The following is a 16,568-nucleotide window of genomic DNA, read 5'->3' on the forward strand; positions in this document are numbered from 1 at the left end:
CTTCGATTTTATGATCGCCAAGCCGCTTGGCGGCTCACGGCGCTGGAACTTTGACTATGGACAATACCATCCTCGAAATGCGGAGCATCACCAAGACGTTCCCGGGCGTCAAGGCGCTGGAGAACGTGAACCTCAAGGTTCGCAAGGGTGAAATTCACGCATTGGTCGGCGAAAACGGGGCCGGCAAATCGACCCTGATGAAAGTCCTATCGGGCGTCTACCCCACCGGAAGTTATGACGGCGACATCGTCTATGAAGGCGAGACGCGCAACTTCAAGGTCCTGAAGGATTCCGAAGAAATCGGCATCGTCATCATTCACCAGGAACTGGCGCTGGTGCCGTTGCTGTCGATCGGCGAGAACATCTTCCTCGGCAACGAGAATGCCAAGAGCGGCGTCATCAGCTGGGACGAGACGTTCAATCGCACCAAGCAGCTGCTCAAGAAGGTCGGCCTGTCGGAATCTCCGAACACGCTGGTGACCGACATCGGCGTCGGCAAGCAGCAGCTCGTCGAAATCGCCAAGGCGCTGTCGAAGAGCGTCAAGCTGCTCATCCTCGACGAGCCCACCGCCTCGCTCAACGAAAGCGATTCCGACGCGCTGCTGACGCTGCTGATGGAATTCCGCAAGCAGGGCATCACCTCGATCATCATTTCCCACAAGCTGAACGAAATCCGTAAGGTCGCCGACCAGATCACCGTGCTGCGCGACGGCATGACGGTCAAGACGCTCGACTGTCACGCGGACGAGATCAGTGAAGACATCATCATCCGCAACATGGTCGGCCGCGATCTCGAAGACCGCTACCCGCCGCGTTCGGTGCCGATCGGCGAAACCATTCTCGAAGTGAAGAACTGGAACGCCTATCACCAGCATCACCGCGACCGTCAGGTCCTGCACAATATCAACGTCACCGTCCGCAAGGGCGAGGTCGTCGGTATCGCCGGTCTGATGGGGGCGGGGCGCACCGAATTCGCCATGAGCCTGTTCGGCAAATCCTACGGGCACAAAGTATCCGGCGAAGTGCTGATGCACGGCAAGCCGGTCGATGTCAGCACCGTGCGCCGGGCGATCGATTCCGGTCTCGCTTATGTCACCGAAGACCGCAAGCAGCTCGGCCTGGTGCTCAACGACACGATCCTGCACAATACGACGCTGGTCAATCTGAAGGCGGTGTCGAATGCATCGGTCATCGACAGCGTCAAGGAATCCCGAGTCGCTACCGACTATCGCTCGAAGCTGCGCATCCGCTCTTCCAGCATCTTCCAGGAAACGGTCAATCTTTCCGGCGGCAACCAGCAGAAGGTGGTGCTGTCGAAGTGGCTGTTCTCCAATCCCGATGTTTTGATCCTCGACGAGCCGACGCGCGGTATCGATGTGGGTGCAAAATACGAAATCTATACTATCATCAATCAGCTCGCGGCTGACGGCAAAGCCGTTCTGATGATCTCGTCGGAAATGCCGGAACTTCTGGGCACCTGCGACCGCATCTACGTCATGAATGAAGGGCGTATCGTTGCGGAACTGCCGAAGGGAGAAGCGAGCCAGGAAACCATCATGCGCGCCATCATGCGCTCAGGAGAGAAGAAACAATGACGCCGATCAACCAACCCATCGCTGAGCAAGGGCGCGTCGTCTCGATCGGAGACTACGTTCGCGGCAACATCCGGGAATACGGCATGTTCATCGCGCTGATCGCGATCATGGTGTTCTTTCAGATTTCGACCGGCGGCGTTCTCTTCAGGCCGCTCAACCTGACCAACATCATCCTGCAGAACTCGTTCATCGTCATCATGGCGCTCGGCATGCTGCTGGTCATCGTCGCCGGCCATATCGATCTTTCGGTCGGTTCCGTCGTCGGTTTCATCGGCGCCATCGCCGGGGTGATGACCGTGCAATGGCACACCAACTATGTCCTGGCGGGTGTCGTATGCCTTGCCATGGGTGCGCTCGTCGGCGGCGTCCAGGGTTATTTCGTCGCCTATCACAAGATCCCGTCCTTCATCGTCACGCTCGCCGGCATGCTGGTCTTCCGCGGGCTGACGCTGTTCGTGATGACCGCATCGGGGACCGGCACCAGCATCGGTCCTTTCCCGCCGGAGTTCCAGCTGATCAGCATCGGCTTCCTGCCGAACCTGTTCGATATGGGCGGCATCAACTCGACCTCGATCATTCTGACCGTGATCGGCGCCGTCGCGCTCTTCTATCTCGCATGGCGCAAGCGGCTGTCGAACGAGAAGCATGGCAATGATGTCGAGCCCTTGGGCTTCTTCCTCGCCCAGAACGCCCTCGTCACCATCGCCATTCTGGCGCTCGGCTACCAGCTGTCGATCTATCGCGGCTTCCCGAACGTGCTGGTCGTCATGCTGGCCCTGGTCGCGGCCTACGCCTTTATTACCCGTCGCACCACGATCGGCCGCCGCATCTACGCCATGGGCGGCAATGAGAAGGCGACCAAGCTTTCCGGTATCAACACCGAGCGGCTGACCTTCCTGACCTTCGCCAATATGGGCCTGCTGGCTGGTCTCGCCGGCCTGATCGTGGCGCTGCGCCTCAATTCGGCGACGGCCAAGGGCGGCTTCGGCCTCGAACTCGACGTCATTGCCGCCTGCTTCATCGGCGGCGCGTCGGCCCAGGGCGGCGTCGGCAAGGTGACCGGTGCGGTCATCGGCGCCTTGATCATGGGCATCATGAACAACGGCATGTCGATCCACGGCCTCGGCACCGACTCGCAGCAGATGGTCAAGGGCGCGGTGCTTCTCGCCGCCGTGTTCTTCGACGTCTACAACAAGAACAAGGGCTGAGCGCTCAAGCGCAGCCCCGCATTCGCAGTCATATGAGTGATCAATTCCGGCTCCTGATGGAGCCGGACAGGCGGAGCTTTTCCTGGTCTTCGCCGGAACGAGAAGGATCGAAGTCGTGCTTATTTCCCAGATCAAGGGTGCCAACGGAGAGATCGTCGTCGCCGTGCGCAAGCAGGGCGGCGCTGCAAGATCGGTGAAGAATGCCGGCAGCGTCTATGCGCTGGCGATGGAAGCCGCCGACGGCGGCAAGTCGCTTGCTTCAGTCATCGAGGCGCATGGTTACGGTGATGCCGTCGATCTTGAGAAGGTCTATGCGGAAGGCCGCTTCCTGCCGCCGATCACCCATCCGGACGCTGCCCACCTGCATCTGACCGGCACTGGTCTCACGCATCTCGGCTCCGCCGCCACCCGTGATTCCATGCACAAGAAGACCAGCGAGGCGGCCGAGGAAACGCTGACCGACTCGATGAAGATGTTCAAGATGGGTCTCGAGAACGGCAAGCCGAAGGCTGGCGAAAAGGGTGTGCAGCCCGAATGGTTCTACAAGGGCAACGGCTACGGCGCTGCCGCCCCGGGCGCGCCGCTCGTCTCGCCCTCTTTCGCGCTCGATGGTGGCGAAGAGCCTGAAATGGCTGGCATTTACGTGATCGCCAGCGATGGCTCGCCGTTCCGCATCGGCTTCGCTTTGTCGAACGAGTTTTCGGACCACGTCACCGAGCGGATCAACTATCTCTATCTGGCCCACTCGAAACTGCGCCCCGCCGCCTATGGTCCGGAAATCCGCATCGGCGCCGCCCCGGACGACATCCGCGGCACCTCGCGCATCAAGCGCGGCGACAAGGTGATCTTCGAAAAGCCCTTCCTGTCCGGCGAAGCGAACATGTCGCACACCTTCGCCAATCTCGAATATCACCATTTCAAATACGGCATCTTCCGTGTTCCGGGCGATGTCCATGTCCATATGTTCGGCACGGCGACGCTCTCCTTCGCCGACGGCATCAAGGCGGAAGAGGGTGATGTCTTCGAAATCGAAGTCGCCGAATTCGGCCTGCCGCTGCGCAATCCGCTGAAGGTGGCCGCCGAAGAAGAGATTGCCGTCAGGCAGCTCTAATTTCTCATAAACGGTAAAGGAGGCTCATTCAGCCCATGACCATTTATCAAAACCTGATCGCCGGCGAATGGGTCGGCACCAACGCGACGAAGAACATCAATCCGTCCGATACCAACGAAGTCGTCGGCCTCTATGCCGACGGCAGCGCCGAAGACACCAAGAACGCCATCGCCGCCGCCAGGGCCGCTTTCCCGGCCTGGTCGCGCTCCGGCATCTGGGAACGCCACGTCATCCTGAAGAAGGCCGGCGACGAGATCATGGCGCGCAAGGACGAGCTCGGCGCGCTGCTTGCCCGCGAAGAAGGCAAGACCCTGCCTGAGGCCACCGGCGAGGTCATCCGCGCTTCGCAGATCTTCGAATTTTTCGCAGGCGAGGCCCTGCGGCTGGCCGGCGAAGTCATCCCGTCGGTACGCCCGAACATCGGCGTCGAAATCACCCGCGAGGGCCTCGGCGTCATCGGTATCATCACGCCGTGGAACTTCCCGATCGCCATCCCGGCCTGGAAGATCGCGCCGGCGCTTTGCTACGGCAACACCGTCGTCTTCAAGCCGGCCGAACTGGTGCCCGCCTGTTCCTGGGCGATCGTCGACATCCTCAACCGCGCCGGCCTGCCGAAGGGCGTGTTGAACCTCGTCATGGGCAAGGGCTCGGTCGTCGGACAGGCGATGCTCGAAAGCCCCGACGTTCACGGCATCACCTTTACCGGCTCCACCGGCACCGGCCGGCGCGTCGCCGCCGCCTCGATCGAGCATAACCGCAAGTTCCAGCTGGAGATGGGCGGCAAAAACCCGATGGTCGTGCTCGACGACGCCGATCTGTCGGTCGCCGTCGAGGCCGCCGCCAATTCCGGCTTCTTCTCCACCGGCCAACGCTGCACCGCATCGTCGCGCCTGATCGTCACCGAAGGCATTCACGACAAGTTCGTCGCGGCGCTGACCGACAAGCTGAAGACGCTCGTCGTCGACAATGCGCTGAAAGCCGGCACGCATATCGGCCCCGTCGTCGACGAGCGGCAGCTGAAGACCGATACCGACTATATCGAGATCGGCAAGTCGGAAGGCGCCAAGCTCGCCTTCGGCGGCGAGGTGATTTCCCGCGACACGCCCGGCTTCTACCTGCAGCCGACGCTGTTTACCGAAGCGACCAACCAGATGCGTATTTCGCGCGAAGAGATCTTCGGACCTGTGGTCTCGGTGATCCGGGCGAAGGATTATGACGAGGCGCTCGCCATCGCCAACGACACGCCGTTCGGGCTTTCGGCCGGCATCGCGACGACCAGCCTGAAACATGCGACGCACTTCAAGCGCAATTCGGAAGCCGGCATGGTCATGGTCAACCTGCCGACCGCCGGCGTCGATTTCCACGTCCCCTTCGGCGGCCGCAAGGGCTCGTCCTACGGCCCGCGCGAGCAGGGCAAGTACGCCGCCGAATTCTACACAACCGTCAAGACCGCCTACACGCTGGCTTGAGACGAAGTGCGATAACCCTGATCGTACGAGGCGATCAGGGGGTATCCTGAAGGACAGAGACTATGAAGAAAAAAGCAGAATGGCCGCGCAGGCTGAGGTCGCAGGAATGGTACGGCGGCACGAGCCGCGACGTGATCTATCACCGCGGCTGGCTTAAGAACCAGGGATATCCCCACGACCTGTTCGATGGAAGGCCGGTAATCGGCATCCTCAACACCTGGTCGGATATGACCCCGTGCAACGGTCATCTGAGAGAGCTCGCCGAGAAGGTGAAGGCGGGCGTCTGGGAGGCCGGCGGCTTCCCGCTCGAGGTGCCGGTATTTTCCGCATCCGAAAACACCTTCCGCCCCACCGCGATGATGTACCGCAACCTTGCCGCACTGGCGGTGGAAGAGGCGATCCGCGGCCAGCCGATGGATGGCTGTGTCTTGCTGGTCGGCTGCGACAAGACCACGCCGTCGCTTCTGATGGGGGCCGCCTCCTGCGACCTGCCGTCGATTGTCGTCACCGGCGGGCCGATGCTGAACGGCTATTTCCGCGGCGAACGCGTCGGCTCCGGTACGCATCTGTGGAAGTTCTCCGAAATGGTGAAGGCCGGCGAGATGACGCAGGCCGAGTTCCTCGAGGCGGAAGCCTCGATGAGCCGTTCGTCGGGCACCTGCAACACGATGGGCACCGCCTCGACTATGGCCTCGATGGCCGAAGCGCTCGGCATGGCGCTCTCAGGCAATGCCGCGATCCCTGGCGTCGATTCCCGCCGTAAGGTGATGGCGCAACTGACCGGCCGCCGCATCGTGCAGATGGTCAAGGACGATCTGAAGCCCTCCGAGATCATGACGAAACAGGCTTTCGAAAACGCCATCCGCACCAATGCGGCGATCGGCGGATCGACGAATGCCGTCATCCACCTGCTTGCGATTGCCGGCCGCGTCGGCATCGATCTGTCGCTCGACGACTGGGACCGCTGCGGCCGCGACGTTCCCACAATCGTCAACCTGATGCCGTCGGGCAAGTACCTGATGGAAGAGTTCTTCTATGCCGGCGGTCTACCGGTGGTGCTGAAGCGCCTCGGCGAAGCGGGCCTGCTGCACAAGGATGCGCTGACGGTCTCCGGCGAAACTGTCTGGGACGAGGTCAAGGACGTCGTCAACTGGAACGAGGATGTCATCCTGCCCGCTGAAAAGGCGCTGACCTCTTCGGGCGGCATCGTTGTGCTGCGCGGCAATCTGGCGCCGAAGGGCGCGGTGCTGAAGCCATCGGCGGCCTCGCCGCATCTCCTGGTGCACAAGGGCAGGGCAGTCGTGTTCGAGGACATCGACGATTACAAGGCCAAGATCAACGACGACAATCTCGACATCGACGAAAACTGCATCATGGTCATGAAGAACTGTGGGCCGAAGGGTTATCCAGGGATGGCCGAAGTCGGCAACATGGGACTGCCGCCGAAGGTGCTGAAGAAGGGCATCCTCGACATGGTGCGCATTTCCGACGCCCGCATGTCCGGAACCGCCTACGGCACCGTCGTGCTGCACACCTCGCCGGAAGCGGCGGTCGGCGGGCCGCTTGCGGTCGTGAAGAATGGCGACATGATCGAGCTCGATGTGCCGAACCGTCGTCTGCATCTCGACATTTCCGACGAGGAACTGGCGCGCCGGCTGGCCGAATGGCAGCCGAACCACGACCTGCCGACATCAGGTTATGCCTTCCTGCATCAGCAGCATGTCGAAGGGGCCGATACCGGCGCCGACCTCGACTTCCTCAAGGGATGTCGCGGAAACGCGGTTGGCAAGGACAGCCACTAACCGGGTGCATCCGAAATTGATCGTTGATGAGGCGGGGCAAAACCCCGCCTTTTCTGTCCGCCGTTCGCGCGGAATGGCGCGCTCAGGCGCTCGAGACTGCCGTGCGCCGGAAAGTGGCAATGCAGGCGGATCGAAGTGCGATCCGCTGCAGGCAATTATTTTTGCGTAAGCCTGCTCGACCGGCCAGGCCTGTTACATGGCCGATCGGAGCAGAGCGCTTCGAAGACGTCGGCAACCGCGACGATCGTGCGTCGATGTGGATTGCGTCGCTGGACAGGCCTTTGGGATAGCCGGTTTCCGTCCAGCGGGTCGAAGGGCTTGGCCAAAAAATCCGTGGCGCCGGCCTCCAGCGCTTCCAACCGAACCGACCATTTTGCCTGCGACGTGAACCGCACCCGACGCGCGACGAAACGGCCAGCCGAGACGCTTCGGGGAGGGGGTCAAAGGAAATTCGCTCTGACATCAGAGACGAAAGCGCCGGGTAAAAACGGCCAGTCGAGGCACTGGTGAAAAAACCAGCACGTTTCCAACCAGTACGGCGCAGAGCCCGAGAGCCGCCAATGGACCGAGCTGATAACCTTCGAAAAACATCGAAATCGTCAGGGCAACGATGGGAAAGAGGACGGTCATATAAGCGGCTTTGGCTGCTCCCAGCCGATTAACGACGGTGAGATAGGTGGTAAACCCGATTACGGAGCCGAAAATTGCGAGATAAAGGAGAGAGCCGACATAGGACGCTGAAGGATCGAAGGTAAATTCAACACCCCGAATGGCGGCGAATGCCGAGACGATGCCCGCACCGTAGAGCATTCCATATGCGTTTACCGAAGTCACCGACAATCCGTGCTTCCTGTTGCGTACGGACACCAGGTTGCCGACCGAAAAGAACCATGTCCCGAGGAGGGCGAGCATCACGCCGATCACCACGTTGCGGTCGAATGCGGCGGCGGCAGCTTCATTCCAGAAAAGGCAGACAATGCCGGCAACGCCGAAGGCCGCGCCCAGGAGAATGCGCGCCGACGGCCTCTGGCCAAATGCGACCATGCCATTGGCAAGATTGAAGATTGTCGCAGCTGAAAAGATCACCGAAACAATGCCGCTCGGCACCAAGGTTTCGGCGATATAGAAACAAAGAAAATTACAGGAAAAGAGACAGATCGACTGCAGGACCACATAGGGATGATGACGCAAGGGAATGGGCTGAAGCCTCTTCGCAACCGTCAGGCCTACAAATAATATCACGCCGGCGAGGGCGAAGCGGTAGGCGATCGACGCTTCAATCGGAACGACGCCAAGCTGGTTCTTGATGGCGATCCAGGTGGTGCCCCAGATCAGCACGGTTAAAGCATAGCAGAGGCCGGTCATGGTCTTTCACTCCGTCAACGACAATGGGAGGATCGATATCGAGCCGAACAGCCAGGTCTATGCCGCAGACCGTGGAGGCATTGTATATTCTTGGGTTTTTTGCCTTTGGCCCTATTGATCGGCTGCGCCGTCCCATTCAAACTCGTGAGACGAGGCCCCGATGGATCATGGAACAGCAACACCGTCTGACAGTTAAAGAAGCGCTCTCAAGATCCGGCGCATGCCTGCAGCGCTCCGGCTCGGTCGACCGGGGACTGTCGCTTGCGGAGTGGACCAACCGCGCAGGAGAAGCGTTCTACGAGCGCCCCGATCATCACACGCTGAGCATCTATCTTGACGGCGGCGAAAGGGTCATTCGCGAGGATAAGCGGCTATCGGGCGGAGCACCGGGCAAGCTTTGCCTCTTGCCGGCCGAACACAAAAGCCAATGGCATATTGGCGGGCCACTGAGGATGTTTCATCTTTACGTCGATCCCGAGCTCCTCGCTTATGAAGCGCTGACGTCGTTCGACATCGACCCGAGGCATATCGATCTGATGGATCTGACGTTTTGTGATGATCCGGCGATGGCGATGATTGTCCGGGGAGGGGTTTTGCCTTTGAACTGGCAGGAAAAGAGCGACCGTGTCGCTCTCGATGCGGTTTGTAGGCTTCTCATTCATCGGATCTTGAAATCGCACAATCGGCAGGCGCGGCAGGAGGCCGTGCGCGGAGGGCTTTCACCCTCGGTGCGTCGCCGTACTGCTGATTACATCGACGCCAACCTCGAGCAGGCGCTGACGCTTGATCGGCTGGCACGGGAAGCCGGCTTGAGCACCTTTCATTTTGCCAAGATGTTTCGCGTCAGCTTCGGCATGCCTCCGCATCGCTACGTGGCGGCGCGGCGGATCGAGCAAGCAGAAAGGCTCCTTCGCAACCGCGAAAACAGCCTTGCAACCGTTGCCTCCGCCTGCGGCTTCGGGTCACAAAGCCATTTTTCCAAAGCTTTTAAAGCGACCACCGGCGTGCCGCCAGGGGAGTGGCGAAGCCTGCCGTGAGACAGGGCGCCCGCTCCCGCTAGCGAGAGTTCTTGTCTGCCATCCACGGAGAAATGAGAGCCCTCGAATGGCGGGGGATTGTCAGCAGGCGCTCCTTGGCAAGACCATCGCGCGCGCCTTGAGCGAGGCCTTGAAGGATGGCAGCGTAAAGGTCCGACAGTTCCTGAACGGGTGTATCATCCCGAAGTCTGCCGCCGCGCACATCTTCGGTCAGGCGCTCGGCAATCTGCTTCGACCGTCCCTGCCGCAGCTCTTTCAGGGTCTGCTCTATTTCGATCCCGTTCGGCGCATTGCTCGCCACGGAGTTCACGACAAAGCAGCCATGCGGCCTATTCGCGCGGGTGAACAGTTCCACCGCCGCCTCCAACATGGCTTCGATGCCGCCGGCGGCGTCGGGCGCGCTTTTCAGTGCTGCCGGCAGGTCGTCCGCATAAGCTGTGTGATAATGCTGCACGGCCTCGGCGAACAGCGCTTCCTTCGATCCGAATGCTGCGTAGATGCTCGGCGAGTTGATCCCCATTGCCTCGACAAGATCGTTCATCGATGTCGCCGCAAAGCCGTTCTGCCAGAACGCCATCAGCGCCCGGTCCAGTGCCTGCGCGCGGTCGAAATTCCTTGGTCGCCCTCGTTCAGCCATGGGTGCCTCATTCTGTGTCGAGCGACATATAAATCTCTAGACAGGGTCGGTGCAATAGCATATTTCTGTGCTGATTGACACATAAATAGGTGAGCCATGGCCAGCTTAGAGTTTTCCGGCAAGACAGCCCTTATCACCGGCGCCGGCAGCGGCATCGGGCGCAGCATCGCGATTGCCTTCGCCAATTCCGGGGCCAGGGTGGTGTTGGCCGGGCGACGGCAGGAGGAACTGGAAGAGACCGCGCGCCTCATCCGCGAGGGGAGTGGTGAAGCGTTCGCCGTTTCAGCCGATGTGACCTATGAGCGGTCGGTCGGCGCCTTGGTCGACCAGGTAGGACCGTTGCATGTTGCTGTGAACGCCGCCGGTATCGTGCTCAGCGGCGCGGTCGACGAAATGGCGGCTGAAGCCTTCGCCCATGTCTTTGATGTCAACGTGACCGGGCTTTGGCTGTCGATGAAGCACGAAATCCGGGTCATGAAGGCGACGGGCGGCGGCGCGATCATCAACATCGGCTCGAATATCGGCGCGCGGATCGTGCGCCCCACCATGGGCGCCTATGCCGCCTCAAAGGCTGCCGTCAGCAGCTTGACGCGCACGGCGGCGCTGGAAGCCATTCCGCATGGCGTCCGCATCAACTGTCTTTGCCCGGGGCCGGTGGATACACCCCTTTCCATCCGTCCCGGTGAGGATCGAGCGGCGCGTGACGCTCGCGTCGCCGCCACCAATCCTTCCAAACGGGTGGCAACGACCGACGAGGTTGCCGCTGCAGCGCTTTGGCTCGCATCCACAGCCGCCTCCTATATCGTCGGTCAGGATATCGTCATCGACGGCGGCGCCTCAGTGTGATCATCAACACCGGCGACAATTCACCGCCGAAAAAAATGCCGCTCCACTGCCGATATCGTCGACGCTTTCGTCCATGATTTGCAAAAGCGCCGGGGCTGAGGGATATCGCGCCCGCGACGGCTGTTCACGCCAGAAATAAGCCGGCGGCGCCTGCAAGTGTCGCTATGCCGGTCGTGATCGCCAGTCGAACCACATAACCAGTGCTTCCTGTCGTTGCCGCAAGACCGGTTTTCGCCAGAAGATTGGCAAAGGCGGCGACCGCTATCGCATGTGCGGCCGCGTCCGCAGGTACGGTCTGCGACGACAGCTTGGCGATGGAGAGGGTAATGGCATCGAGATCGCCGAGCCCCGTGATGAAAGCGACCGCGACGAGCGACTGGGTTCCAAAGACTGCCAAAGTTGCCCGCGTCACGATGGTCACGACGGCAAGCAGAAGCGCGAAGCGGATGACGACCATCACTTCCAGCGGATTTCGCGGCGAAAAATCGGAACCGCCATCGGAGCGCCGCGACAATCCGGCGAGGCAACCGCCCACGGCAAGGATCGCGGCAGCCGGGCCGAGCGATGCCGCAAGCTCCTTCAGTATATCAGGCGCGATGACGCCGCAGATCAACAGCACCCGGCTGAGGGATACGGCTCCCGCCAGCATCGCTCCGGCCGAAAGCAGCGGCGAGAGGGCGGGCGTCTGCGTCGACTGGCGGGCGAAGGAAAGCGTCAGCGCCGTCGACGAGACGATGCCGCCGCAGGCCCCGGTCAGCAATATCCCGGCCTTGGCGTCGCTGAGCCTGATCATGACGTAACCGGCGAATGAAACCGCACCGATCAGGATGGTCATCATCCAAAGCTCGAAAGGGTTGATCGTCTGCCAGGGATCGACCGCCTCGTCGGGTAGAATCGGAAGAATGACGACCGTCATCGTCAGCAGAATCAGCGCGGCCCGTAATTCGAGCCAGGTCAGTTTCCGGAGAAATCCATGCAGCGGCTCCCGCGCCGCCAGAAGCGCGGTGATCGCGACGGCACTCGCCGCAGTCGCCGTCATATCCGCAACGACGGCACCGAAGCCCAGCGCAAAGACCGTTATCGTGGCGATGGTGCCGGTCGCGCTGTAATCTTTCTCCCGTGCTGCCTGCATGCCGCTGAAGACGAGCACTGTGATACAGAAGAACACGAAGATGGCCGTCGGCAGGATCGGTCCTGTGATCGGCTGCAGAAAACCGCAAAAGCCGCCGAGGAAGCTCGACAGGCCATAGGTGCGGATGCCCGCCACTCTCTTGCCCGGCGCAGCCTCGCGTTCGCGCCATCCGCGCTCGATCCCGACGAGGATGCCGATCGCAAGCGCCAGGCTGAGACGTTGGAATGCGTCCGTCATCACCAATGAAGTCATCATCCGAAGATCCAGACATTGTCAGCCAGGCCGTCTTCGCGGGAGCTTCTGCCCAATATGCCACGACGACGGTGTATTCCGCTCTGCTTGTTTCTGAAATCCAACCACGGCCATGCGGCCCGGTCATTGCGACGGATCAACGTTGGCTGCGTTCGCCTGATGCGAGCCGGGATGCTTCTCGTTGAGCCATGTCCATGCGTGATACCCGACAGGTGTTGGCGGCGGATATCGGGCCTCGATAGGCTGTCCGAATTCCGCATCGTCTGGCGGCGTGACGTGCTGGTGAAACGGCGCGGCCGAGACCAATCCATCTGCAGGAGATCGCCGCCGCGCGATGGATAGGCCCAGCCATGGCCCTTCGAGGGGGAAAGGCCGGATGTCGCCAGCAGTTGAGCACATAGATATCAGCCCTGGAAGACCGTCGAAATCCGGTGCGCGCATGCAAGGGAGCCGAGATTTGGATCTCGCTCTTCCGAGCGGCCGATGCCGCTTAGCTCTGGCTCTGGCTTTGCATCTGGCCGCCATCCTCGACCTTCACGGTCACCGACAGCGTTTCACCCGGCGTGCCGATACGCATGCCCGAAATCGGGGCGGCGTCGCGGTAGCAGAGGCCGGAGGCAACGCGGACATAACGCGTATCCGGGCAGATCTCGTTGGCGGGATCGAAACCGACCCAACCGAGGCCGGGAATATGGGCTTCGGCCCAGGCATGGGTCGCCGCCTGCTCGACCTTTTCCTCCATCATCAGATAGCCCGAGACATAACGGGCCGGTACCTGCAGGGCGCGGGCGGCGGCAATGAAGATGTGGGCATGGTCCTGGCAGACGCCGCTCTTCCTTTCCAGCGCCTGTTCGGCCGTCGTCGCGGTGTTGCTGGTGCCGGGCTTATAGTCGACCGTCTCATGGATTGCTGCCATCAGCGCATGCATGCGGGCAAGTTCGTTATCGCCAGCGACCCCCTTGATCAGCTCCTTGACCAGCTTGCCGCCCTTGGTGAGCGGCGTTTCGCGCAGGAAGAGCCAAAGCGGGCAGAAGCCGGTATGCGGGCCGGTGACGCCGTTATTATCAGTCGTTTCGACCTCGCCTTCGGCGAAGATGCGCGTCAGGTGCTGTGCGCCTTCCAGCGAGACCAGGTTGACGTGATTGCCGTACTGGTCGTCATATTCCACCTCGGGCTTGGCGCCCTCGACGTTCAGCGACCAGCCGAGCACCTTCTGGGCGGCTGTTGTCGGCGGCGTCAGCCTGAGGCGCTGCAGCGAGAACTGCGCCGGTTCGTCGTAGCGGTATTCGGTGAGGTGGCTGATTTTCAGTCTCATGTTCTGATCCGCTTAAACGTAGAACCGGTAGCCGTCGGAAATTTCCGCGCCGAGCTGGTTGTTGCGCGAGACGAAATCCTCCAGGAACTCGTGCAGGCCCTGATCCATGATGTCGCGAATCGCCCGCGTCTGCAGCGTGGTGCGGATTGCATCGGCGGTATCGTGGGCAGGCAGCCGCGCCTCGTAATCCTGGGCGAGATAGCCGAGATTGCTGACGATCTTCTCGTAGCAATAGGCGAGCGAACGCGGCATCTGCACGTTCAGCGTCAGGAAGTCGGCGATGTTCATCGCCCGGTATTCGCCGTCATAGGCCCAGCTATAGGCACGGTGGGCGGAGACCGAGCGCAGGATCGATTCCCACTGGACGTTGTCGAGCGAGGAGCCGACGGCCGAGACCGAAGGCAGCAGCACGTAATATTTCACGTCGAGAATACGGCTGGTATTGTCTGCCCGCTCGATGAAGGTGCCGATGCGGGCGAAATTATAGAGTTCATTGCGCAGCGTCGAGCCATGGAAGGCGCCGCGGATGAGACCGGCGCGGCGCTTGATGGTGTCGATGACTTCAGGCATTTCGGCCGGCTTGACGCGCTTTTCGAGCAGCGACTTCAGGTCGATCCAGCATTCGTTGGTCGCTTCCCAGGTCTCTCGCGTCAGCGCAGTGCGCACCATACGGGCATTGTTGCGGCCGGACTCGATGCAGGACATGACGCTCGACGGGTTGGCGCGATCGCGCAGGAGATAGTCGATCGCATCGGCATTGGTCAGCTTCGTGTGGCCCTCGTCATAGGCTTCGCGAACGCCGGCACTTTGCAGCACGCCATCCCAGTTGTCGTCGCCGGCACTGCTGCGGGTCAGCGACATTCGCAGCCCGGCATCGACAAGGCGGGCGATATTTTCGGCGCGCTCGATGTACCGGAACATCCAGTAGAGGCCGTTTGCGGTTCTTCCGAGCATCAGTCCTCCAATACCCAGGTGTCTTTGGTGCCGCCGCCTTGGCTGGAATTGACCACCAGCGAGCCCTGCTTCAACGCCACGCGGGTGAGCCCGCCCGGAATGATCTGAACCTTGTCCGACACGAGCACATAGGGACGCAGGTCGACATGGCGCGGCGCAATGCCCTTGTTGACGAGGATTGGCACGGTGGAGAGCGACAGCGTCGGCTGGGCGATATAATTGTTCGGCTTGGCCTTCAGCTTCTCGGCAAAATCGGCGCGCTCCTTCTTCGAGGCCGTCGGTCCCACAAGCATGCCGTAGCCGCCGGAGCCGTGCACTTCCTTGACGACCAATTCCTCAAGATGCTCCAGCACGTATTTCAGGCTTGATGTCTCCGAACAGCGCCAGGTCGGCACGTTTTCGAGCAGCGCCTTGCTGCCGGTGTAGAATTCGACGATCTCCGGCATATAGGAATAGATCGCCTTGTCGTCGCAAATGCCGGTGCCGGGCGCGTTGGCGATGGTGATGTTGCCGGAGCGGTAGACATCCATGATGCCGGGAATGCCGAGTGCGGAATCGGCCCGGAAGGTCAGCGGATCGAGGAAATCGTCGTCGACGCGGCGGTAGAGCACGTCGATCGCCTCGTAACCGCGGGTCGTCCGCATCTTCACCTTGCCGTCGATGACGCGCAGATCCGAGCCTTCGACCAGTTCGACGCCCATCATGTCGGCGAGGAAGGAATGCTCGTAATAGGCCGAATTGTAGATGCCGGGGGTCAGCACCGCGACGCGCGGCTTGCCGCTGCAGCCGGGAGGGGCGAGCGAAGCAAGGCTCTGGCGCAAGAGATAGGGATAGTCTTCGACGCGCTGCACCTTGTTCTCATGGAAGAGTTCCGGGAACATTTGCATCATGGTTTCCCGGTTTTCCAGCATGTAGCTGACGCCGGAAGGCGTGCGGGCATTATCCTCCAGCACGTAGAACTGGTCCTCGCCGGTGCGCACGATGTCGGTGCCGACGATATGGGTGTAGACGCCGCCCGGCGGGCGGAAGCCGATCATCTCAGGGATGAAGGTGACGTTGTTCTCGATCAGCTCGCGCGGGACGCGGCCGGCGCGGATGATCTCCTGCTTGTGGTAGATATCGTCCAAGAAGGCGTTGAGCGCGATCACCCGCTGCTCGATGCCCTGGGCGAGCTTGCGCCATTCGCGGGCGGAGATGATGCGCGGGATGATGTCGAAGGGGATGAGCTTTTCGGAGCTATCGGCATGGCCGTAGACCGCGAAAGTGATGCCGGTCTTCCGGAAGATGTTTTCCGCATCGCGGGATTTGGCAATCAGATGCGACCGGTCTTGGCTGTTGTACCACTCAAAATATTTTTCATAAGGCGGGCGAGGACTTTCGTCCCCGGTAATCATTTCATCAAATGCCAAAGGTGCGTGCTCCCCTTTTTTGTTCATTTGAATACAACGCAAATTGCAATGCAAGAACCATGCGCAGTTCGAGGAAAAGATTTTGCGTTGCGGGAAACAGGGGAATCCGGGCGGTGGAAGCGAGGTGGCGGATGGCTGCTCCGCGAAGGCTGCGCAAAATTTGGGCAGGTGATGGTTTTTCGTTCGGCGAGTTTGTGGGAGCGCGGCCTTCCCACTTGCTCCCTCATTCCTGTGCTCGTCACAGGAATCTAGCCGACGCGCGTCGGCGCGGCGAATGACTTCTACGGTGAAGTGAGTCTCCTGCGCCCAAGGACGTGGGCGCGCTGGATCCCTGTGACGAGCACAGGGATGAGGGTGGGCGGGGGATGTGTCGGCGATCCTTCTTGGCCATGGCATGGCGTCGAGATGTCGATAGGCTCGTCCACCAAAAGTATCA

Annotated in this window: 13 protein-coding genes and 1 pseudogene; 7 read left to right on the forward strand and 7 right to left on the reverse strand. The window is 61.0% G+C overall.

The features are described from left to right. Positions 1-56: 56 nt before the first annotated feature. The 5 genes from mmsA to araD all read left to right on the forward strand — a co-directional run bounded on the left by mmsA (position 57) and on the right by araD (position 7,185). Positions 57-1,595: a multiple monosaccharide ABC transporter ATP-binding protein gene (gene mmsA, locus K6N12_RS26600; RefSeq protein WP_064840274.1), complete on the forward strand. Its 1,539-nt coding sequence runs from the start codon at positions 57-59 to the stop codon at positions 1,593-1,595. Further along, entirely contained in the window at positions 1,592-2,803 is a 1,212-nt protein-coding gene (gene mmsB, locus K6N12_RS26605; protein WP_097626481.1) for a multiple monosaccharide ABC transporter permease, read from the forward strand. The genes mmsA and mmsB overlap by 4 nt, the downstream gene beginning before the upstream one ends. Before the next feature lie 115 nt (positions 2,804-2,918). After that, positions 2,919-3,914, forward strand: coding sequence for an AraD1 family protein (gene araD1 / locus K6N12_RS26610; protein WP_097626482.1), 996 nt, complete (start codon positions 2,919-2,921; stop codon positions 3,912-3,914). Positions 3,915-3,949: 35 nt separating this feature from the next. Then, positions 3,950-5,383 (forward strand): aldehyde dehydrogenase family protein, encoded by a 1,434-nt coding sequence (locus tag K6N12_RS26615; protein ID WP_097626484.1) that lies wholly within the window; start codon positions 3,950-3,952, stop codon positions 5,381-5,383. A 62-nt stretch (positions 5,384-5,445) separates the two neighbouring features. Then, positions 5,446-7,185: an L-arabinonate dehydratase gene (gene araD / locus K6N12_RS26620; RefSeq protein WP_097626486.1), complete on the forward strand. Its 1,740-nt coding sequence runs from the start codon at positions 5,446-5,448 to the stop codon at positions 7,183-7,185. 82 nt (positions 7,186-7,267) lie between these two features. Here araD and K6N12_RS34305 read toward each other — a convergent pair. Together K6N12_RS34305 and K6N12_RS26625 are read right to left on the reverse strand one after the other, a co-directional pair. Beyond that, a pseudogene (locus K6N12_RS34305) lies at positions 7,268-7,492 on the reverse strand (HD-GYP domain-containing protein); the annotation flags it as partial. Positions 7,493-7,647: 155 nt separating this feature from the next. After that, on the reverse strand, positions 7,648-8,550 hold the full coding sequence (locus tag K6N12_RS26625) for a DMT family transporter (protein WP_097626488.1): 903 nt from the start codon (positions 8,548-8,550) through the stop codon (positions 7,648-7,650). 167 nt (positions 8,551-8,717) lie between these two features. Here K6N12_RS26625 and K6N12_RS26630 point away from each other — a divergent pair, with 167 nt between their 5' ends. Beyond that, positions 8,718-9,587, forward strand: a complete 870-nt coding sequence (locus K6N12_RS26630) for a helix-turn-helix domain-containing protein (protein WP_097626490.1) — start codon at positions 8,718-8,720, stop codon at positions 9,585-9,587. Positions 9,588-9,606: 19 nt separating this feature from the next. On the opposite strand, the gene K6N12_RS26635 is transcribed toward K6N12_RS26630, so the two are convergent. Beyond that, on the reverse strand, positions 9,607-10,224 hold the full coding sequence (locus K6N12_RS26635; RefSeq protein ID WP_097626492.1) for a TetR/AcrR family transcriptional regulator: 618 nt from the start codon (positions 10,222-10,224) through the stop codon (positions 9,607-9,609). A 96-nt stretch (positions 10,225-10,320) separates the two neighbouring features. Here K6N12_RS26635 and K6N12_RS26640 point away from each other — a divergent pair, with 96 nt between their 5' ends. After that, entirely contained in the window at positions 10,321-11,070 is a 750-nt protein-coding gene (locus tag K6N12_RS26640; RefSeq protein ID WP_097626494.1) for an SDR family NAD(P)-dependent oxidoreductase, read from the forward strand. A 124-nt stretch (positions 11,071-11,194) separates the two neighbouring features. On the opposite strand, the gene K6N12_RS26645 is transcribed toward K6N12_RS26640, so the two are convergent. From K6N12_RS26645 to K6N12_RS26660, 4 genes are all read right to left on the reverse strand, one after another. Continuing rightward, a complete protein-coding gene (locus K6N12_RS26645; protein ID WP_097626496.1) occupies positions 11,195-12,457 on the reverse strand; it encodes an MgtC/SapB family protein in 1,263 nt (420 codons plus the stop codon). A 487-nt stretch (positions 12,458-12,944) separates the two neighbouring features. Beyond that, positions 12,945-13,769, reverse strand: coding sequence for a transglutaminase family protein (locus K6N12_RS26650; RefSeq protein ID WP_097626498.1), 825 nt, complete (start codon positions 13,767-13,769; stop codon positions 12,945-12,947). Between the two features lie 12 nt (positions 13,770-13,781). Continuing rightward, a complete protein-coding gene (locus tag K6N12_RS26655) occupies positions 13,782-14,723 on the reverse strand; it encodes an alpha-E domain-containing protein (RefSeq protein ID WP_097626500.1) in 942 nt (313 codons plus the stop codon). Then, entirely contained in the window at positions 14,723-16,132 is a 1,410-nt protein-coding gene (locus tag K6N12_RS26660) for a circularly permuted type 2 ATP-grasp protein (protein ID WP_097626502.1), read from the reverse strand. Before K6N12_RS26660 ends, K6N12_RS26655 begins: the two co-directional genes overlap by 1 nt. Positions 16,133-16,568 lie beyond the last annotated feature (436 nt).

Origin of the sequence: Rhizobium redzepovicii, from assembly GCF_019793435.1 — a bacterium.
GTDB classification, from domain to species: domain Bacteria; phylum Pseudomonadota; class Alphaproteobacteria; order Rhizobiales; family Rhizobiaceae; genus Rhizobium; species Rhizobium redzepovicii.